Genomic DNA, 17,033 nt, shown 5'->3' with positions numbered 1-17,033 from the left:
CTGGGCCCCGGCCTGCGCCGGGGTGAGCGGTGGGGAGGGCCTGGGGTCGAAGACCGAATCCGCTAGGGTGGCGTCCCCTGCCTGGAGCGCAACCCATGACGACCATCCCCTCCCTCAACGAAACCCTCGGCCAACAGCGCGTGGTGTCGAACGCCGACGGGCGCGCGGTGATCGAGTATCTGGCGGGGCCGCATATGTGCCACTCGGGCGGGGTCGTGCAGGGGGGCTTTGTCAGTGGCTGGATCGACGCGGCCATGGCGCACGCGGCGATGAGCGCGGGCGGCGACGTGACGCCGATGTCCCTGGAGCTGAAGGTCAGCTTCTTCGCACCCGCGCGGCCCGGCCTGGTGATCGCCGAGGGTTGGGTGGAGCGGCAGGGGCGCTCGGTCTGTTTCCTGGAGGGGCGGCTGACCGACGGCGCGGGCGCCGTGCTGGCCAAGGCGTCCTCCACCGTGCGGCTGATGGATCGGGCCCGGGTCGAGGGGGCGGCGCGGGCGGCGACCACCACCTGAGCCCTTGTCCGTGGGGTTCGTGGTTCCAAGTCCTGCGGCGGTGACGCGGCGAGGCGGATGAGATTGACCACGAACCCCACGAACCACACGAACGGGGGGCCACCTCCACGGCCTTGGGATGAATCTGGGCCCCGGCCTGCGCCGGGGTGAGCGGTTTGGGAGGCCGGGACAAGCCCGAGGATGACGGCTGAGAGGTGGGGCCAGCGCGCCGGGTCAGAGGATGACGCGCCTCACGCCGGCGTCTTCGGATTGTCCGCCTGCGGCGCGACCGTGTCCGGGGGGCTCTGGGTGAGGTTGATGTTGAAGCTGCGCAGCCACCAGTCGCCCTTGGGCTGGGCCGGCACCAGGACCGAGGTCACCACGATGTCGGCGTCGCCGTAGTCGTAGGTGTGTTGCAGGGTCAGGGTGGTTCCGCCGGTGCCGACGAAGGTCTTCCAGTTGGTGAGGACCGGGACCGGGACGAGGGGGGCGCCGGCCGCGCGGGGCGGGACCAGGGCGCGCATCTGGGGCAGGATCGCGCCGGCGCGGGGGTTCCGCTGAGCGGGCTCGAACATGCCGATGAGGGCGGCGTCGTCTTCCTGGACCAGACTGACATAGGCCGCCTTGGCGACCGCCTCGGCCTTTGCATCGATCTTCAGGCTGTCGCAGGCGGCGAGCGCCAGGACACCGGCGAGAACAAACCCTCGGCGCGTTGGATAGCGTGCAGTCATACGGGTTCCCCAACCTGAGGGTGAAGCTTGCAAGCCCCGCGGGCGGCTGTCCATCCCGGGATATTCGCGGGACAGGCCCGAGGATGACGGCTGAAAGGCGGGCGGCCTGTGGCGGTGGCGCGGGCGCTCGAGACTGGGTCGGCGTAGCGGGGTGGCTCGCCGGCGCCTTCGTTCGTGGGGTTCGTGGACAATCTGATCGGCCGCCCCGCGACACCACAGCAAGACGTCGAACCACGAACCCCCAGGCGCGATTCCTGATCCGCGCCAGGCATGCTATCGTCGAACGGCGTTCGGCGGAGGATCGGCGATGCGACGGGGGTTGCTGTTGGTGTTGATGGCCCTGGCGGGCGGCGCCCAGGCGGAGACCTGGGTCGACACCCGGCACGTGACCTATGTCGATGTCGACAGCTTTCAGCGCGGCGGCGACGGGTTGATCTACTATCTGGAGAAGGAAAAGTACGGCGACGATCCCACGCCCCGGCAGGCCGCCGTCGATTGCGTCCGCCGGCTCGCCTACTCGTCCTATGATCTCAAATACACCCCGGACTGGCGGTCCCACGGCAAGGCGGTGGTTCCCGGAACCATGGGCCAGGACCTGCTGGATTTCGTCTGTTCGAGGGTCCGCTAGGAGGCGCCGCCATGCGTAGAACAACCCTGCTTTCCCTGGCGCTCGGCGCGGCCCTAGCTGGGTCGGGACCCGGCGCCCAGGCCGTGGAGACCTTCCCCACCGGGGCGGACTTCGTCGCCGGCTGCGCGGCGACCCCGTCCAACGAGGACTGCACCGGGGCGGTGCTGCATGTGGAGCAGGTGGTTAACGACCGCGACAATCCCAACGCCACCTGCGACGGCGGGATCGACGGCCTGCTGCAGGCCCGCGACAGCGCCGAACTGGAGCGGCGGCTCACCCAGCGGGTGGTGGCCGTCGTCGCCTGGCTGAAGCTGCATCCGGAGTATGACCGCATGTCCTATGGCGACGCGATCTGGGCCGGACTCAAGGGCGCCTACTGCCGCTGAGGGGCCGGGCCGGTGGCGCCGGCCGATGGCCATCGGGGTAGGGCCAGCTTCGCCGGCCCGTGTTAGGCTGCGGTCCGCCTCGGAGGTCGCCATGCGCCTGTCCCCTGTCCTCGCCCTGGCCCTACTGGCGGCGACGCCGGCCTGGGCCGGATCGTCCTGGCCCGAGGAAGCCGCCGTGATGGAGGCCACCGGCCGGGCCTTCGTGGCCGGGCGCATGCAGCACGATCCCGCCGCCGCCCTGGCCCTGTGCAAGGGCGTCGAGGACCTCTACGGCGCCCGGAGCGGCTATCTGGCGGCCCTGGTGGAGCGCTGCTACGCCAACAGCCAGGACGACAAGGCCGTGTCCTGCACGCGCTACGCCAGGGCGATCGCCCTGTGGAACGGGCCGCCCGGCCCCCGCCCCGAGCCCGACTATCAGGAAACCCGGGACGGAATCCTGGCCAACCTCGTCGAGTGGCACGCGAAGAACTGCGGTTGAGGCGGCATTTGTTCGTCTTTTGTTCGACTTTTCGCCGGTCCCGTGGCAAGTTCCACCGGTGTCGAGGTACGACGAGAACTGGGGTCCGACGAACCCGTGGCGGCATCCGCGGGACCGCATCGTGCCGGACTTCGACCACACCGGCGGGTGGAAGCCCTCGGCCTACCGGGCGGCCATCGGCCGCGTGATACTGGCGCGGGTGGAGGTGGGGGAGACCATCACCTCCATCGTCGCCGATCCGGAGATGCCGTCTCGCGCGACCCTGTACCAGTGGCTGCGGGTGCATGAGGACTTCGCCGCCGAGTACGCGCAGGTGCGCCGGGTGCTGGCGGAGAACCATCTGTGGTCGCGGGCCGATGTGGACGCCCAGCGGCGCGACTATGCGATCCGGTTCGGCAAGGGGCTGCACAAGGGCGGTCAGAAGAGCCGCTACACGCTCTGCCGGGCCTGGGCCTTCTGCCAGGCGGTGGCGGACGGCAGGACCCTGGCCCAGATGCGCGGGGATGCAAGCCTGCCGACCCCGAAGATGGTCTATCTCTGGCTGCGGCAGCGGCCGGAGTTCCGGGCCATGTACGAACGCGCCCGGGCGACCCAGAGGCAGATGCTGCAGGTGGATATCGACCTTGTGGTGGACGGGGCGGGCGCGGGGGGCTTCGCGGCCGCCAACCGGGAGATCGCCCGGCTGGAGGGCCGGATCGGGCGGCTGACGCCGAAGGTCTATCGGACGAAGCTGTAAGGTGGCGCTTGAGGACCGATCCTTAACCGAGGGGCTGTAGGCTGGAGGGGACTGAAAGATCCCCGGAGCCTGCCAGAATGTCCCGACCCTCCCCCTGCGCCGGTTGCCGCGACGGCGAGGCCGTCGGCTTCGACATCGCCATGGCCTTCCAGCCGATCATGGACCTGCAGACGGGTCAGCCCTTCGCCTATGAGGCCCTGGTGCGCGGTCCGGCGGGGGAATCGGCGGCCAGCGTGCTGGAGAAGGTGACCCCGGAGAACCGCTACGCCTTCGACCAGCAGTGCCGGGTCAAGGCGATCCAGGGGGCTGCGCGGGCCGGACTGCTGGACGGGCCCGCCCGGCTGTCCATCAACTTCCTGCCCAATGCGGTCTATTCGCCCCAGGCCTGCATCCAGCTGACCCTGGCCACCGCCGCGGCTCTGGACTTTCCCACCGACCGGCTGATCTTCGAGTTCACCGAGAACGAGGAGATGACCGATCCGACCCACGTCTCCAACATCGTCGCCAGCTACCAGAAGATGGGCTTTGGCGTGGCCCTGGACGACTTCGGGGCCGGGCATGCGGGGCTGAACCTGCTGGCCCGGTTCCAGCCCGACATCATCAAGCTGGACATGGAGCTGATCCGCGGCCTGGACGCCAGCCTGCCGCGGCGGATCATCATCGACGGGGTGATGAAGATGTGCGCCGCGCTGGGGGTCGAGGTGATCGCCGAGGGCATCGAGACCCGGGCCGAGCTGGACGCCCTGCGCGAGATCGGGGTGCGCTACATCCAGGGCTATCTGTTCGCCAGGCCGGGCTTCCAGAGCCTGCCGGCGGTGGACCCCATCGATGTGCGGGCCGCCCGCGCCGCCTGACGCCATCCGTTGAGCCTGGCCCCGCGATGGGTCAGGATGGGCCCATGCCCGACCGACACATCACAAGGCGGAACGGCCTGTTCCGCACCCGCCTGCCGGCCCCCGCCGCCGGGGTGCGCGCCAGCATGCCCGGCTTCGAGGGCGTGCGGTTCAGCGTCGAACAGGCCGAGGACAGCCTGAACGCGGCGGCCGACCGGCTGTCGCTGCCGCGCTCGGCGGTGGGGCGCAAGGAGTTCAACATCCTGGCCATCTCCGGCGGGGCGGCCGGCGGGGCCTTTGGGGCCGGCGTGCTGGTGGGGATGACCCGGGCCGGCAAGCGGCCCGACTTCGCCATCGTCACGGGGGTGAGCACAGGCGCCCTGATGGCCCCCTTCGCCTTCCTGGGGCCCACCTGGGACGCGCGGCTGACCGACGCCTATACCGGCGGCCACGCCAAGAACCTGCTGTCCCTGCGCCGTCTGGCGCCCGCCTTCGGGTCGGGAATCTTCCAGGCGGCCAATCTGGAGGAGCTGGTGGACTCCTTCATCGACCAGGCCGTGGTCGACGCCGTGGCGGTGGAGCACCTGAAGGGGCGGCGCCTGCTGGTGGCCACCACCGACCTGGACAGCCAGCAGACCGCCATCTGGGACATGGGCGAGATCGCCTCGCGCGGCGGCGAGGCGGCGCTGGTGCTGTTCCGCGACATCCTGGTGGCCTCGGCCAGCCTGCCCGGCCTGTTCCCGCCCCGCAGCTTCCCCTGCGAGGCTGACGGGGTGTCGTACGAGGAGATGCACGTGGATGGTGGGGTCTCGGCGCCGCTGTTCATCATGCCCGAGGCCATGCTGCGCTGGAAACAGCTGGGGCGCAGGCTGAAGGGCGGCCGCATCTATGTGGTGGTCAATACGGTGCTGGAGCAGGCGCCGCGCACCACCAGCCCGAACCTGGCCTCCATCCTGGTGCGCAGCTTCGACACCATGCTGCGGTTCTCCTATCGCAACGCGCTGTCCAACGCGGCGACCTTCTGCGCCGGGATGGGCCTGCCGCTCTCCTTCACCTCGATCCCCGACGTGGCGGAGAATGGCAACATGCTGTCCTTCGACACCGCCAACATGAAGCGCATCTTCGACGAGGGCGTGGCCCTGGCCCAGGGGCCCCTGTGGGTCACCCCGGTCGCCGAGCCCCCGACGCTCGGCCAGTTCATCGAGAACATGACCCGGCCGAGGGACTAGCCTCCGAACAGCTTCGCCAGCCAGGAGCGCTTGGCCGGCGGATCGGGCTCGCCGATGCGGCGCAGGCGGGTGAATGCGATCTCGCCCCAGTCCTCGTTGTCCATGTCGGGACGCCAGCCGCAGATCGCGCCCGACATCGCCTGGGGCACGTCGAAGACTAGGTCGACATCGGCCTCGTCGCCGCCCTCCTCCGCCTGGTCGGCTCCCAACCCACCGGATTGCTCCCTAAGGTTGAGCTTCAGCCTATTGCTCCCTATTTGTTCGCGCCAAGGGGGCGACGTCTCCGCTTTGAGGCCGAGATGGCCGGGGGTCCAAGGAACAGCGGCGGCGGTGGGGGGTTTGGGTGACGAGTTCAACACATAGAGGACGACCCCCATGAAAGTCAGTGAAGCCATGACCGCCCAGGTTGCGACCGCGGGCCCGGCCGACAGCGTCCAGAAGGTGGCGGGCATCATGGCCAGCATCGAGACCGGCGCCGTACCGATCGTCGAGGACGACAAGGTCGTCGGCCTGATCACCGACCGCGACATCGTCCTGCAGGTGGTGGCCAAGGGCGGCGCGCTTTCGACGCCCGCCAGCGACGTGATGAGCGGCGACGTGCAGACCTGCAAGGAAGACGACAACCTGGCCGACGCCGCCGCGCAAATGGCCAACCACCAGATCCGCCGCCTGATCGTGGCCAATGACGCCGGCAAGCTGGTGGGCATCCTGTCGCTGGGCGACATCGCCACCGACTACGGCGCCAAGGTGGTGGGCAAGACCCTGGAAGAGATTTCGACCGACAACGACGCCTAGAGCCATTTGACCGGCGTCAAGGCGGGGCTCTTGTGGTCCCGCCAGTCTCCAGGGGCCATCGCACCTGGAGACCCGCCATGGGTAACCTGATCTACCGCATCGCCGCCATCATCACCGTCGCTCTAGGGACGGCCCTGACGGTCTTCGCCCTGATGGCGGCCTACCGCACCGACGACGACTGGGCCCGGATGCTGTTCACCCTGGGCATGCCCGCCAGCCTGCTGCTGCCGGCCCTGGGCGCTCTGCTGGCCGCCATCGGAGTGGCGATGTTCATCCACGCCCTGAGGGCCATGGAACGCGAGGGCTAGGGCCGGTAGGGGTGGAAGCCGCCGTTCGGGTCCTCCACCTCGCCCTCGGAGGCCAGATAGTCCGGCCCCACCGGGACCTTGCCGTGGCCGCCGGGGATATCCAGGACATAGGTCGGCTGGGCCAGGCCTGACAGCCGGCCGCGCAATTCTCGCATGATCGCCTGCCCCGCCTCCAGCGTGGTGCGCAGGTGGCTGGTGCCGCGGGCGAGATCGCCGTGGTGCAGGTAGTAGGGCTTGATCCGGCTCTCCACCATGGCCCGCAGCAGGGCCTCCAGCACCGCCGGGTCATCATTGACCCCCTTCAGCAGCACCGTCTGGCCGACCATCGGGATCCCCGCATCGACGAACTTCGCGCAGGCGGCGCGGGCAGCGGGGGTCAGCTCCGACGCGTGGTTGGCGTGCAGGGCGACATAGACGGCCTTGCCCGGGGCGTTCAGCGCGGCAACCAGCTCATCGGTGACGGCGGCGGGATCGACGGCCGGGACGCGGGTGTGGATACGCAGCACCTTCACGTGCTCGATCTTCGCCAGCCGACCCATGATCGCGGAGAGGCGCCGGGGCGACAGCACCAGGGGGTCGCCGCCGGTGAGGATCACTTCCCAGACTTCGGGACGCCCTGCGATGTAGGCGATGGCGGCGTCCAGCGCCTTGCCCGCCAGGGCGGGGACCTCGGCGGTGGGCCCCACCATCTCGCGGCGGAAGCAGAACCGGCAATAGACCGCGCAGGTGTGGGTGACCTTCAGCAGCACCCGGTCGGGATAGCGGTGGACGATGCCTTCGACCGGCATGTGGGTGAGGTCCCCCACCGGGTCGGCGTCTTCGCCCGGCTGCACCTCGAGCTCGGCCAGGTCGGGCAGGAACTGGCGGGCGACGCCCGGCTCGTCCATCAGCTCGGCCATGGCCGGGGTCACGGCCACCGCATACTGCGCCGCCACCCGCTCCAGGGCGGGCAGGCGCTCGGCCTCGATAAGGCCCGCCCGCGCCAGGGCCGGCAGGGTGCGAAGGGTGCTGGTCACGCGCGCCCTATGACGCAAACAGGCGCGCGCGGCAATGTTGTCGGGGGCGCCTGGCCGTGTCACCTCTGATGGATTCTTAGGCGCGTCATTTTCAAGAGAGCCCCCGATGCAGATCATCGACTTCGAGTGCGACACCCCCACCAAGGAGGCCGTCGAGGACACGGTGCGCCTGATCCAGTCGGGGCGCGGCTTCGACAAGGAAGGCTACGCCCAGCAGATGGCGCCCGGCTGGGCCGCCCAGATCGGCATGTCGCTGGAGGAATTCAACGAGGCCAAGGCGACGGTCGGGCTGACGGCGCTGGCCCTGAAGCTCTGCGAAGTCGACATGACCAAGGCCATGACCCATGCGCAGGTCATCGCCATGCTGGACGGGGCGGGCGTGGCCATGGCCTGCATCGGCAATGCGGGCCGACGCGCCAGCAATGAGGACGTCGCGGCCTTCGCCGCCGAATATCCGGACCGCCTGATCCCCTGGTTCCGCATCTGGGGCGACGAGGGCGAGGCGGGCGTGGCGGCCCTCGAGCAGGGCGTGCGCGAGCGCGGCGTGCGGGGCTTCGAGATCAGCTCCTACCGCGAGCAGCGCTACATCAATGATCCCGTCTACCGGCCCTTCCTGGCCAAGTGCGTGGAGCTGAACATCCCGGTGCGGATCACCGTCGGGGTCCACCTGCTGTCGGACCGGCCCTATGACTACGCCCACCCCAAATATATCGACGAACTGGCCATCGCCTTCCCGACCCTGAGGATCGTCTCCGGCCTCGGCGGCTATCCCTGGATCCCCGACATGGTGGCGATCGCGGGACGGCACCAGAACGTCTTCATCGACTTCGCCTGCCGCCGGGTGAAGTACATGCTGTCGCCCGGCGCCGGCTACGAGGCCCTCGTCTACTACGGAGCGCGGGGGCTGCAGGACAAGATCATCTTCGGGTCGGGCTGGGGGACCTCGATGGTCCCGCTGGCGCAGCTGGTGGCGGAGACCGACGAGCTGCCGCTGAAGGACAGCGTGCGGGCCAAGTGGATGGGCGGCAACGCGGCGGTGGCGTTGGGGCTGTAGGGGGCGGAGCGCGACGCGGGATGATTGCAGAGCGCCTTTCCTCCCCCGTTCCGCTCCGCTGCACAGGGGAGGAAGGGTCAGCCGTCGTTGGCCCTCGGAATCACCACCCGCTCCCGCGCCAGGTCCTCCAGGCGCCGCTCGCCATAGGTCTTGTCGTTCGGCGGTGTGGGCCAGCGGACGTCGCAGTCCCACTTGGAGGCGCCGCATTTCAGGCAGGGCTTGCTGGTCTTGGTGACGAGCTCGGTATGCAGGGTGCTGGAGGTCCCGGTCTTGGCGGCCACCAGTTGCGCGATGGCCTGGCCAGGCGTGATGGCCTTTTCCCACTTGCAGCCCCCGCAGCGGAAGACGATGCGCACCTCGGGGTTGGCGGCGAGGATCGACAGCGGCAGGCCTGAGCCACCCTTGTCGTCCTGAAAGGTCATGCGGCAGCCGCCCGGCATGTTGCAGCGAAGCAGGCGCTGGATTTCGGGCATGCGGACATAGGCGTAGCCGCTGCGCAGCAGCAGCTCGAAGTCGAGATGGTAGTTCCGCCGGCAGTCGCGGGTGTAGCAGGAGCCTCGGACGATCTGTTTGCGGTGCAGATAGCCCCAGAGCGTGGCGTCGGGGATCAGCTGGCCGTTGAAGACGCGCCAGCCCTTGGGCGGCGGGATGTACTCGGTCATGGGACGGCCTGTTCCGGAGATGGAACAAACGCAGAACATGGCGTTTCGGGCGACTCCGCCCTGGCTGTATTTCCGGGGGTGGCACAACCGGCGGAGGGGCGTGGCGACTTGCGAGATGCTCCCCTCCTGGCGGAGCTGTTGGCCCGAAGGGCCGGCTGAGGGGGACTTTGACCCTTGTTCGGGGTCGAAGGCGTGGATTACGTCCATCCCCCTCCGTCACGGACCTGCGGTCCGCGCCACCTCCCCCACATCGGCCTGCGGCCTGGGGGAGGATTTTGGTGCGCCCGCGGCTCAGATATCCACGACGATCTTGCCGAAGTGGGTGGCCGACGCCTGGTGGCGGAAGGCGTCGGCGAGGTTTTCCAGGGGGAAGTGTTTGTCGAGGACGGGGCGGTAGCCGGCGACGTCGATGGCGCGGATGAGGTCAAGCTGGTGGCGGCGGCTGCCGACCGTCAGGCCCTGGACCTTCAGCTGCTTCCCCATGATGGCGACGGTGGGGACCGGGCCGGCATAGCCCGCCAGCACGCCGATCAGGGCGATGTGGCCGCCGTTGCGGGTGGCGGCGATGGACTCCGGCAGGGTGCCCGAGCCGCCGATCTCCAGGATGTGGTCGACGCCGCGGCCGCCGGTGAGCTTGGCCGCCGCCGCGCCCCAGGCCGGCTCGGACTTGTAGTTGATCAGGTGGTCGGCCCCCAGCGCCTTGAGGCGCTCCAGCTTCGCGTCGGAGGAGGAGGTGGCGATGACGGTGCAGCCGAAGGCCTTGGCGATCTGCAGGCCGTAGATGGAGACGCCGCCGGTGCCCTGGACCAACACGGTCTCGCCGCCCTTCAGGGCGCCGTCGGCCACCAGGCCGCGCCAGGCGGTGACCCCGGCGCAGGTGATGGTGGCGGCCTCCGCGGCGCTCCAGCCCTTCGGCGCGTGGGTGAAGGAGGTGGCCGCCGTGGTGATCATCTCCCGGGCATAGCCGTCAGCGCCGTCACCGGGCACGCCGGAGAAGCCGCCGTCCGGCGCGTCGACCCCGTCCAGCCAGGCGGGGAAGAAGGTGGAGACCACCAGGTCGCCCACCGCGAATTCCTTCACGCCCTCGCCCACCGCCGTCACCTCGCCCGCGCCGTCGGACATGGGGATGCGGCCCTGCGGCGTGGGGATGGCGCCCAGGACCACCATGTAGTCGTGATAGTTCAGCGAGCTGGCCCGCAGGCGGACGGTGATCTCGCCGGGGGCCGGGGGCTTGGCATCGGCGATGTCGGCGTAGCGCAGGGTGTCGAGGCCGGTGGGGTGGACGGTCTGGATGGCCTTCATGGGGTCGCCTCGTGCTGGGGTGTGGCGGGCAGTGAGCCGCCGCTACCCTGGGGGAACGCAAGCCCTGCTCCACCGCTCATCCCGGCGAAGGCCGGACCCAGATTCATCCTCCAGCATTGGGCTTGATCCCCCGTTCGTGTCGTTCGTGAGGTTCGTGGTTCCATTCTTGAGGCTGTCCGGGGTCGAGGCCCATCAGCTTGACCACGAACCTCACGAACCACACGAACAAGGGACCCTGATCGAAGGTCGGAGGTGAATCTGGGTCCGGCCTTCGCCGGGATGAGCGGATTTGGCCTCAGGCGATCGGAAGATCAAACAGCAGCTGGCCGGCGAACCGGGCCGGGGGCGAGCCGAAGGACAGGATGCCGTCGTGGTAGCGCTTGAGGGTGAAGCTCTTGCTCCACTTGGCCTCCGCCTGTTTCCGCAGCGCCTTGTGCTCCTCCCAGCCGACGAAATAGGTGGGCAGCTGGGCCTGGCTGAGCTGGGCGCGGACCCATTTGCCGGCGGCTTCGCGCTCCTGCTGGAAGGCCTGGACGGTCATCAGCTTCATGGCCTCGTCGCGGCTGATATTGTCGACGTGAACGGCCTGGTCCAGCAGGGCGTTGGCGCAGACCCGCAGCTGGAGCTTCAGGTGGACCAGCAGGTAGAGCGGGTCCCTGTCCAGGTAGCCCTCGTCGGCCATGACGTCCTGGGCGTAGCAGGCCCAGCCCTCCACGAAGGGACCTGAGGAGAGCACCGCGCGCAGCACCGAGGGATAGGCGTTGGCGTGGGCCAGCTGCAGGTAGTGGCCGGGCATGGCCTCGTGGACCGTGACCTCCTGAATACCCAGACTGTTGTATTCGCGCAGGAAACTGTCGGCCTGGGCGGCGGTCCAGTCGTCGGGGATGGGGGAGATCTTGTAGTAGGTCTGCTGGCCCTTATCGAGGGGGCCGGGGGCGTCGCAATAGGCCACGGCGACCCCGCGCTGGAACTCCGGCACCAGGCCGATCTTCACGGGGTCCTTGGGCACGGTGACGATGTTCCTGGCTCGGACGAAGGCGGTGGCCTCCACCAGGGTGGCCTCGGCGGCCTCCACCAGTTTGTCGCGTGCGGGCTTCTGGGCGTAGGCGTATTCCAGGGCGGCCTCGATGGCGGCCTGGCGCTGGGCGTCGGTAGGGCGGGCCGGGGTCGGCGGGGCGCCGGGCTTGCCGGCCAGGAACCTGGCCGAGATGTCGTACATGGTCGCCCGCAGCGAGGTCATCTCGGCGAGCGCCCGGGCCTTGATCTCCGCGCGGCTGAGCGGGGAGTTGAGCGCGAAGGCCAGCTTGGCGTCGTAGAGCGCCGCGCCCAGGCGGAACTCGCCCTTGGCGCCGGGGACCAGCACGGTCTCAAGCCAGGTCTGGTGCTCGTCGATGGCCGCCTTGCAGGTCTTGGCGGCGGCTTCCAGCCGGGCGCGGTCGGCGGGGGCCAGCTTGGCCCCGTCGGCGACGATGCCGTCCACCAGGGAATGCAGGCCCTTGTTCTGGCCCACCACGGTGTCGGCGTGGATCTTCGGCACGCGGGCCGGGACCAGTTCCTGGCGCGCCTGGGCCAGCAGGGCCGGCAGCTTCTGCATCCGCGCGGTGGCGCTGCGCAGGCGCACGTCGAGGGGGGCGAACTCGCGGGCGGTGAGGTTGTAGAGGGCGCCGCCGGCCACGGCGTTCCAGGTGAGCGGGTCCCAGGCGTAGGGCTGCAGGGCCTGCAGGGTCCACAGGTCGCTGCGGACCTGGTTCTCCAGGATGGCGGCGTCCACCTGGTTGGCGCGGCTCAGCTCCGCGCGCGGCGTGGCCTGGAGGGCGGCCAGGGTCTCGGTGGCCAGCTTGATGATGGCGGCGCGGCCGGTGGGGCCCATGTCGTCGATCTGGTCGTCGAAGCGGTGGTCGCCGACCTGAGTGGCGCCGACCGGATTGAGCCGCAGGTTGGCGTCGACCCAGCCCTTGGCCAGGGCCTCGAACTTCGCATCGGCGGGACCGGCGGCGCGGGCGATGGCGGGCAGGGTCAGGGGGGCGGCGGCCGAGAGGGCGAGGACCGCGCGGCGGGAGACCTTGGGCATGGGCGTTTTCCTGGAAGTGTCACCTCCAGTGTTACCAGCGGCCGCGGGACGGGGGAACAGGGCGGGCCCGATGCAAAACGCCCCGCCGTCCAGAGACAGCGGGGCGCCTGAAACGCGGTCGCGGGCGGTCGGCCTACTTGGTGGTGGGGGTGTTTTGGGTGGTGGCGCCGCCGTCGGCGTTGCCCGCCTGTTGCTCAATGACGTCGGCCTGCCTGTTCAGCGCGGTCTCGGCGGCTTCGTTGGAGGTGGCCGCCGCCTGGGCTTCCAGGGCGTCGGCTTGAACTTCGGCGGCCTTGTCGGCCTTGCTTTCGCAGGCGGCGACGCCGGTGAGGGCGAACAGGGCGACGGCGGCGATGGCGAACTTCTTCATGGGGGGTTCCCTTCCAGCTGAAGCTCTACAAACGCCGCTTGGCCCGGCGGGTTCACAGGCCAGGCGCAAAATCTGAAGCCCCCTCCCCCGCAACGCGCCGTGCAGATCCCACCGATACTTGAGGCCGGCGAGAGCCGCGTGGGAGATTGGAGGGCGTCCCGCCCGCAAACCCTGCGGTCATTACATCTTTGGCACTTTGCCAACTGGCTAATTCATGGCAAGGCGTCATGGCAAAGCGACACTGGATAGAGCCCATGCCGACCTACGCCTTCGTCACCCTCGACGTCTTCACCGACCGCCCGTTCGGGGGTAACCCGCTGGCGGTGTTCACCGACGCCCGCGGCATGACCGACGCCCAGATGCAGTCCCTGGCCGCCGAGATGAACCTGTCGGAGACCACCTTCGTCCTGCCGCCCAGCGATCCCGCCAACACCGCCCGGGTGCGGATCTTCCACCGCACCGGCGAGATGCCCTTCGCCGGGCACCCCAGCATCGGCACCGGCTATGTGCTGGCCACCCTGGGGCATGAGGGCGCCCTGAGCCTGGAGATGATCGCGGGCCTGGTGAAGGTGGACATCGACCGCGACGGCGCCGGCGCGCCCACCGGGGCGGTGATCGCCGCGCCCCAGGCCCTGACCACCAGCGCCGATATCCCCATCGATGAGGTGGCCGCCTGCGCCGGAATCGGTCCCGGCGACGTGGTGACCGCCACCCACACGCCGGTGCTGGCCACGGTGGGCGTGCCCTTCATCCTCGCCGAGGTGACGGGGCAGGCGCTGAGCCGCGCCGAGCCGGACGTGGCGGCGTTCCGCAAGGCCGAGGGCGGGCGCCCCGACCTGGCGGGGCGCTACTCCCTGCTGCTCTACGCCCGCGACGGCCAGGACATCCGGGCCCGCATGTTCGCACCGCTGTCGGGGACCTATGAGGACCCGGCGACGGGCAGCGCCAATGCGACCCTGGCGGCCCTGCTGGTGTCGCTCTCCGGCGTCGACCAGGCCGCCTTCACCATCAGCCAGGGGGTGGAGATGGGGCGGCCCAGCATCCTGAAGGCGACCGCGCGCCGGACCCCCGACGGGGTGCGGGCGACGGTGGGCGGCGGCTGCGCGCCGATGTTCCGGGGTGAGGTGACGCTCTGATTCCCTCCCCGCTCGTCCCGGCGAAGGCCGGGATCCAGGTGAAACCCACAGGCGCCTGATGGGCGTCCGAGATCGCATTCGGCGTCCATGCGGCGTAGAACGTTGATGAATCTGGGTCCCGGCCTTCGCCGGGATGGGCGGTTGTCAGTGTGTCACGCTTGCGGCGCGCAGTGCGATACGCCAGATAAGCGGCTGACTAGAAGGAGAGCGGCCCACCATGGCGCGGACACCCAACTACAGTTTCGAGCGGATGGAACGCGACAAGGCCAAGGCCGCCAAGGACGCGCAGAAGGCCGCCGCCAAGGCCGAGAAGAAGGCCGCCGCAGCCGCCGAGAAGGCGCCCAAGGAATAGGGCTTCAGGCCTCGATACGCCCAAGCGCCCGAGCCAGGGCGCCGGCGACGTCGGCGGGATTGCACGGCTTGGCGACGAATTCCGAGCCGGGCACCCCCTCCGCGACGTGCCGCGCCGAGGCCGTGCCGGAAATGTAGACCACCGGCAGGGCGGGATAGACGCGCCGCGCGGCGCGGGCGATGTCGAACCCGTCTGACCCCGGACCAAGATCGACGTCTGTCACCAGGGCGATCAGCGGCTGACGCCGCGCCAGGGCCGCGAAGGCGCCCGCCGCGTCAAACAGGCTAAGCACCTGATATCCGAGATCTCGCAGGATGCCGCTGGTCTCCAGACCACAAATCGCGTTGTCGTCCACGAATAGAACCGCAGCATCATCGATAAAAGCCGGAAGCGAATTAGACATGGCGTGCAGCCTCTAGGAGGCTACACAACCTATCGGCGACGCATTGTTTCCATAGATTTCGGATTTATTTGTCAGGCACCGGTCAATTGGGAACACATTCGGAACTCAATTTGGAAAATCTGGAATTGTTGGGGCCTAGACTTCAGCCCGGAATGCGCACCGGCAAGTATTCGTAGCCCTTCACGAAGTTGGAGGTCAGGCGGCGAGGCTCGCCAACCACCTCGATGAACGGGAAGCGCTTCATCATCTCCTCCCAGACCACGCGCAGTTGCATCTCGGCCAGGCGCTGGCCGACGCAGCGGTGGACGCCGAAGCCGAAGGCGACGTGCTGGCGGGGGCGCTCGCGATCGATGATGAAGGCGTCGGGGTTCTCAATCGCCGAGGCGTCGCGGTTGCCCGAGACGTACCACATGATGACCTTCTCGCCGGCCTTGATGGTCTTGCCGCCGATGGTGGCGTCGGCCACCGCTGTGCGGCGCATGTGGGCCACGGGGCTTTGGTAGCGGATGATCTCGGGCACCATGCCGGCGATCAGTCCGGAGTCTTCCCGCAGCTTGGCGTACTGCTCGGGGTTCTCATTGAGGGCCAGCAGGCCGCCGGTGATGGAGTGACGGGTGGTGTCGCTGCCGGCCACGATCAGCAGGACGAGGTTGCCCACGTATTTGTAGGGGTCGCCGCCCCCATTGGTGGCCGGGTCATGGGCCAGCATGGAGATCAGGTCGTCATTGCGCGGGTTGGCGGCGCGCTCGGCGAAAATCCCCACCAGCCGGGTGAAGGTGGCCATCAGCTCGGCCTGGCGGGCCGGCTCCCCGGCCGGCGAACCGCCGCCGAGAATCGGGGCGGCCAGCAGCAGGTCCGAGGCGCGCGGCAGGAGCCGGCGCTCCTCGAAGGGGAAGTCCATCAGGGTGGCCAGCATCTGGGCGGTGAGCTCCACCGAGACGCGGTCCACGAAATCAAAGGTCTCGCCCACCGGCAGTTCGTCGAGGATGGCGGCGGCCCGGCTGCGGATCAGCGGCTCCATGGCCGCCATGGCCCCGGAGGTGAACATCGGGGCGACCACCCGGCGCTGGGCCTCGTGGCGGGGACTGTCCTGACTGATGAAGCTGGCGCCGGCGGCGGACTCAAAGGAGTCGCCGAGCGCGATGCCGCCGCGCTCGGAGGAGGACGAGAAGGTGTTGTGGTCGCCGTCGACGGCGACGATGTCGTCGAACTTGGTCACCGACCAGTAGGGGCCGAAATCGCTGGACTTGCAGTAGTGGACCGGGTCCTCGGCCCGCAGGCGCTCAAACCACGGCCAGTGGGTGTCGGTGCGGAACAGCTCCGGATCACCGACGTGGAAGTCCTCAAGAGGGGTGGAATAGGCCCGGTCGCGAGCCTCCGCAGCGATGCGTGCGCCGTCGGCCATGTCGGCCTCCCATGGATCCTGCGGCCTGATCTTGACCGTCGTTATCGAGATCAGAGACCATCCCCGGCGCACTGTCCACCGCGAGAGAGACCCATGCCGGGCCGCATCATCCTGCTGACCGGCCCACCGGGGGCCGGCAAGACCACGGTGGCGCCGCTGCTCTGCGCCAATGCGCCGGGGCCCCTGGCCGTGCACCTGGAGACCGACAGCTTCTATCGCAGCATCCGCAAGGGCTGGCTGGCGCCCTGGACGCCGGCGTCCCACGGCCAGAACCAGGTGGTGGCCGCCGCCATGCTGGCGACCGCGGTGACCTACGCCCAGGGCGGCTATGAGGTGATCACCGACGGGATCATCACCGACTGGGTCCGCCAAGTGTTCATCGACGGCGCTCGGGAGGCGGGCGTGGCGCTGGACTTCATCGTGCTGATCCCCGACCAGCCGATCGCGGCGGAGCGGGCCAGAGTTCGCACCGCCGATCCCATCCCCGACTATGGCCCCTATCTGACGCTCTACGGCCAGTTTACCGCCGAGGACGCCGCCCACGCCGTGGACACCGGCGGCCTGGCGCCCGCCGACCTCGCCGCGGCCCTGCGCGAGGGGATCGAGAAAGGGCGGTTCGCCCTGGGCAGATAGGGGAGAGCCGGAAC

General features: G+C 69.4%; 22 protein-coding genes. 13 read left to right on the top strand and 9 right to left on the bottom strand.

Annotated elements, in window-relative coordinates:
- The first annotated feature begins 95 nt into the window (after positions 1-95).
- The gene (locus OCL97_RS16415) at positions 96-512 is read left to right on the top strand and encodes a PaaI family thioesterase (RefSeq protein WP_377370940.1); all 417 of its coding nucleotides are present in this window, start codon (positions 96-98) and stop codon (positions 510-512) included.
- A 230-nt stretch (positions 513-742) separates the two neighbouring features.
- On the opposite strand, the gene OCL97_RS16410 is transcribed toward OCL97_RS16415, so the two are convergent.
- Positions 743-1,222, bottom strand: a complete 480-nt coding sequence (locus OCL97_RS16410; protein ID WP_377370939.1) for a hypothetical protein — start codon at positions 1,220-1,222, stop codon at positions 743-745.
- 307 nt (positions 1,223-1,529) lie between these two features.
- On the opposite strand from OCL97_RS16410, the gene OCL97_RS16405 reads away from it, so the two are divergent.
- The 6 genes from OCL97_RS16405 to OCL97_RS16380 all read left to right on the top strand — a co-directional run bounded on the left by OCL97_RS16405 (position 1,530) and on the right by OCL97_RS16380 (position 5,512).
- Positions 1,530-1,850 (top strand): hypothetical protein, encoded by a 321-nt coding sequence (locus tag OCL97_RS16405; RefSeq protein ID WP_377370938.1) that lies wholly within the window; start codon positions 1,530-1,532, stop codon positions 1,848-1,850.
- A gap of 11 nt (positions 1,851-1,861) precedes the next feature.
- Complete coding sequence (locus OCL97_RS16400; protein WP_377370937.1) at positions 1,862-2,236, top strand: hypothetical protein; 375 nt, start codon at positions 1,862-1,864, stop codon at positions 2,234-2,236.
- A gap of 91 nt (positions 2,237-2,327) precedes the next feature.
- Positions 2,328-2,714, top strand: a complete 387-nt coding sequence (locus OCL97_RS16395) for a hypothetical protein (RefSeq protein WP_377370935.1) — start codon at positions 2,328-2,330, stop codon at positions 2,712-2,714.
- A gap of 121 nt (positions 2,715-2,835) precedes the next feature.
- A complete protein-coding gene (locus tag OCL97_RS16390) occupies positions 2,836-3,450 on the top strand; it encodes a terminase small subunit-like protein (protein ID WP_377370934.1) in 615 nt (204 codons plus the stop codon).
- Between the two features lie 77 nt (positions 3,451-3,527).
- On the top strand, positions 3,528-4,304 hold the full coding sequence (locus tag OCL97_RS16385; protein WP_377370933.1) for an EAL domain-containing protein: 777 nt from the start codon (positions 3,528-3,530) through the stop codon (positions 4,302-4,304).
- 44 nt (positions 4,305-4,348) lie between these two features.
- The gene (locus tag OCL97_RS16380; RefSeq protein ID WP_305336975.1) at positions 4,349-5,512 is read left to right on the top strand and encodes a patatin-like phospholipase family protein; all 1,164 of its coding nucleotides are present in this window, start codon (positions 4,349-4,351) and stop codon (positions 5,510-5,512) included.
- Here OCL97_RS16380 and OCL97_RS16375 read toward each other — a convergent pair.
- Positions 5,509-5,721, bottom strand: a complete 213-nt coding sequence (locus OCL97_RS16375; RefSeq protein WP_305761851.1) for a hypothetical protein — start codon at positions 5,719-5,721, stop codon at positions 5,509-5,511. The genes OCL97_RS16380 and OCL97_RS16375 overlap by 4 nt on opposite strands.
- A gap of 166 nt (positions 5,722-5,887) precedes the next feature.
- Between OCL97_RS16375 and OCL97_RS16370 the strand changes: the two genes are divergently transcribed.
- Both OCL97_RS16370 and OCL97_RS16365 read left to right on the top strand, forming a co-directional pair.
- Positions 5,888-6,307, top strand: coding sequence for a CBS domain-containing protein (locus OCL97_RS16370; protein ID WP_304779764.1), 420 nt, complete (start codon positions 5,888-5,890; stop codon positions 6,305-6,307).
- 77 nt (positions 6,308-6,384) lie between these two features.
- Positions 6,385-6,615 carry a hypothetical protein gene (locus OCL97_RS16365; RefSeq protein WP_305704907.1) on the top strand — a complete coding sequence of 77 codons (231 nt, stop codon included), beginning with the start codon at positions 6,385-6,387 and terminating at the stop codon, positions 6,613-6,615.
- Here OCL97_RS16365 and OCL97_RS16360 read toward each other — a convergent pair.
- Positions 6,612-7,631: a lysine-2,3-aminomutase-like protein gene (locus OCL97_RS16360; protein WP_377370932.1), complete on the bottom strand. Its 1,020-nt coding sequence runs from the start codon at positions 7,629-7,631 to the stop codon at positions 6,612-6,614. The genes OCL97_RS16365 and OCL97_RS16360 overlap by 4 nt on opposite strands.
- A gap of 106 nt (positions 7,632-7,737) precedes the next feature.
- Between OCL97_RS16360 and OCL97_RS16355 the strand changes: the two genes are divergently transcribed.
- Complete coding sequence (locus OCL97_RS16355; protein WP_377370931.1) at positions 7,738-8,685, top strand: amidohydrolase family protein; 948 nt, start codon at positions 7,738-7,740, stop codon at positions 8,683-8,685.
- Between the two features lie 77 nt (positions 8,686-8,762).
- Here the strand turns inward: OCL97_RS16355 and OCL97_RS16350 are convergent, their stop codons facing one another.
- The 4 genes from OCL97_RS16350 to OCL97_RS16335 all read right to left on the bottom strand — a co-directional run bounded on the left by OCL97_RS16350 (position 8,763) and on the right by OCL97_RS16335 (position 13,090).
- Complete coding sequence (locus OCL97_RS16350; RefSeq protein ID WP_377370930.1) at positions 8,763-9,347, bottom strand: hypothetical protein; 585 nt, start codon at positions 9,345-9,347, stop codon at positions 8,763-8,765.
- A 291-nt stretch (positions 9,348-9,638) separates the two neighbouring features.
- The gene (locus OCL97_RS16345; RefSeq protein WP_377370929.1) at positions 9,639-10,649 is read right to left on the bottom strand and encodes a zinc-dependent alcohol dehydrogenase family protein; all 1,011 of its coding nucleotides are present in this window, start codon (positions 10,647-10,649) and stop codon (positions 9,639-9,641) included.
- Between the two features lie 295 nt (positions 10,650-10,944).
- Positions 10,945-12,720 carry a DUF885 domain-containing protein gene (locus OCL97_RS16340; protein ID WP_377370928.1) on the bottom strand — a complete coding sequence of 592 codons (1,776 nt, stop codon included), beginning with the start codon at positions 12,718-12,720 and terminating at the stop codon, positions 10,945-10,947.
- Between the two features lie 133 nt (positions 12,721-12,853).
- On the bottom strand, positions 12,854-13,090 hold the full coding sequence (locus OCL97_RS16335; protein WP_377370927.1) for a hypothetical protein: 237 nt from the start codon (positions 13,088-13,090) through the stop codon (positions 12,854-12,856).
- A 254-nt stretch (positions 13,091-13,344) separates the two neighbouring features.
- On the opposite strand from OCL97_RS16335, the gene OCL97_RS16330 reads away from it, so the two are divergent.
- Positions 13,345-14,226: a PhzF family phenazine biosynthesis protein gene (locus OCL97_RS16330; RefSeq protein ID WP_377370926.1), complete on the top strand. Its 882-nt coding sequence runs from the start codon at positions 13,345-13,347 to the stop codon at positions 14,224-14,226.
- 217 nt (positions 14,227-14,443) lie between these two features.
- A complete protein-coding gene (locus tag OCL97_RS16325; protein WP_304779787.1) occupies positions 14,444-14,578 on the top strand; it encodes a hypothetical protein in 135 nt (44 codons plus the stop codon).
- A 4-nt stretch (positions 14,579-14,582) separates the two neighbouring features.
- Here the strand turns inward: OCL97_RS16325 and OCL97_RS16320 are convergent, their stop codons facing one another.
- Together OCL97_RS16320 and OCL97_RS16315 are read right to left on the bottom strand one after the other, a co-directional pair.
- Positions 14,583-14,981 carry a response regulator gene (locus OCL97_RS16320; protein ID WP_377370925.1) on the bottom strand — a complete coding sequence of 133 codons (399 nt, stop codon included), beginning with the start codon at positions 14,979-14,981 and terminating at the stop codon, positions 14,583-14,585.
- A 142-nt stretch (positions 14,982-15,123) separates the two neighbouring features.
- A complete protein-coding gene (locus tag OCL97_RS16315) occupies positions 15,124-16,386 on the bottom strand; it encodes a cytochrome P450 (protein WP_377370924.1) in 1,263 nt (420 codons plus the stop codon).
- On the opposite strand from OCL97_RS16315, the gene OCL97_RS16310 reads away from it, so the two are divergent.
- A complete protein-coding gene (locus OCL97_RS16310) occupies positions 16,279-17,019 on the top strand; it encodes an AAA family ATPase (RefSeq protein ID WP_377370923.1) in 741 nt (246 codons plus the stop codon). The genes OCL97_RS16315 and OCL97_RS16310 overlap by 108 nt on opposite strands.
- The last annotated feature ends 14 nt before the right edge of the window (positions 17,020-17,033 follow it).

The sequence above is a fragment of the Phenylobacterium ferrooxidans genome (assembly GCF_042714595.1).
GTDB lineage: Bacteria > Pseudomonadota > Alphaproteobacteria > Caulobacterales > Caulobacteraceae > Phenylobacterium > Phenylobacterium ferrooxidans.
The sequence above is the reverse complement of the archived record's forward strand: the minus strand, read 5'-3'. Positions and strand labels throughout refer to the sequence as shown.

What these genes read in the sequence shown, in the direction of transcription:
- OCL97_RS16330 (WP_377370926.1), top strand. Translation starts at nt 13,345, where the DNA reads ATGCCGACCTACGCCTTCGTCACCCTCGACGTCTTCACCGACCGCCCG.
- OCL97_RS16325 (WP_304779787.1), top strand. Translation starts at nt 14,444, where the DNA reads ATGGCGCGGACACCCAACTACAGTTTCGAGCGGATGGAACGCGACAAG.
- OCL97_RS16395 (WP_377370935.1), top strand. Translation starts at nt 2,328, where the DNA reads ATGCGCCTGTCCCCTGTCCTCGCCCTGGCCCTACTGGCGGCGACGCCG.
- OCL97_RS16340 (WP_377370928.1), bottom strand. Translation starts at nt 12,720, where the DNA reads ATGCCCAAGGTCTCCCGCCGCGCGGTCCTCGCCCTCTCGGCCGCCGCC.
- OCL97_RS16345 (WP_377370929.1), bottom strand. Translation starts at nt 10,649, where the DNA reads ATGAAGGCCATCCAGACCGTCCACCCCACCGGCCTCGACACCCTGCGC.
- OCL97_RS16350 (WP_377370930.1), bottom strand. Translation starts at nt 9,347, where the DNA reads ATGACCGAGTACATCCCGCCGCCCAAGGGCTGGCGCGTCTTCAACGGC.
- OCL97_RS16385 (WP_377370933.1), top strand. Translation starts at nt 3,528, where the DNA reads ATGTCCCGACCCTCCCCCTGCGCCGGTTGCCGCGACGGCGAGGCCGTC.
- OCL97_RS16365 (WP_305704907.1), top strand. Translation starts at nt 6,385, where the DNA reads ATGGGTAACCTGATCTACCGCATCGCCGCCATCATCACCGTCGCTCTA.
- OCL97_RS16315 (WP_377370924.1), bottom strand. Translation starts at nt 16,386, where the DNA reads ATGGCCGACGGCGCACGCATCGCTGCGGAGGCTCGCGACCGGGCCTAT.
- OCL97_RS16400 (WP_377370937.1), top strand. Translation starts at nt 1,862, where the DNA reads ATGCGTAGAACAACCCTGCTTTCCCTGGCGCTCGGCGCGGCCCTAGCT.
- OCL97_RS16355 (WP_377370931.1), top strand. Translation starts at nt 7,738, where the DNA reads ATGCAGATCATCGACTTCGAGTGCGACACCCCCACCAAGGAGGCCGTC.
- OCL97_RS16410 (WP_377370939.1), bottom strand. Translation starts at nt 1,222, where the DNA reads ATGACTGCACGCTATCCAACGCGCCGAGGGTTTGTTCTCGCCGGTGTC.
- OCL97_RS16405 (WP_377370938.1), top strand. Translation starts at nt 1,530, where the DNA reads ATGCGACGGGGGTTGCTGTTGGTGTTGATGGCCCTGGCGGGCGGCGCC.
- OCL97_RS16370 (WP_304779764.1), top strand. Translation starts at nt 5,888, where the DNA reads ATGAAAGTCAGTGAAGCCATGACCGCCCAGGTTGCGACCGCGGGCCCG.
- OCL97_RS16415 (WP_377370940.1), top strand. Translation starts at nt 96, where the DNA reads ATGACGACCATCCCCTCCCTCAACGAAACCCTCGGCCAACAGCGCGTG.
- OCL97_RS16335 (WP_377370927.1), bottom strand. Translation starts at nt 13,090, where the DNA reads ATGAAGAAGTTCGCCATCGCCGCCGTCGCCCTGTTCGCCCTCACCGGC.
- OCL97_RS16380 (WP_305336975.1), top strand. Translation starts at nt 4,349, where the DNA reads ATGCCCGACCGACACATCACAAGGCGGAACGGCCTGTTCCGCACCCGC.
- OCL97_RS16320 (WP_377370925.1), bottom strand. Translation starts at nt 14,981, where the DNA reads ATGTCTAATTCGCTTCCGGCTTTTATCGATGATGCTGCGGTTCTATTC.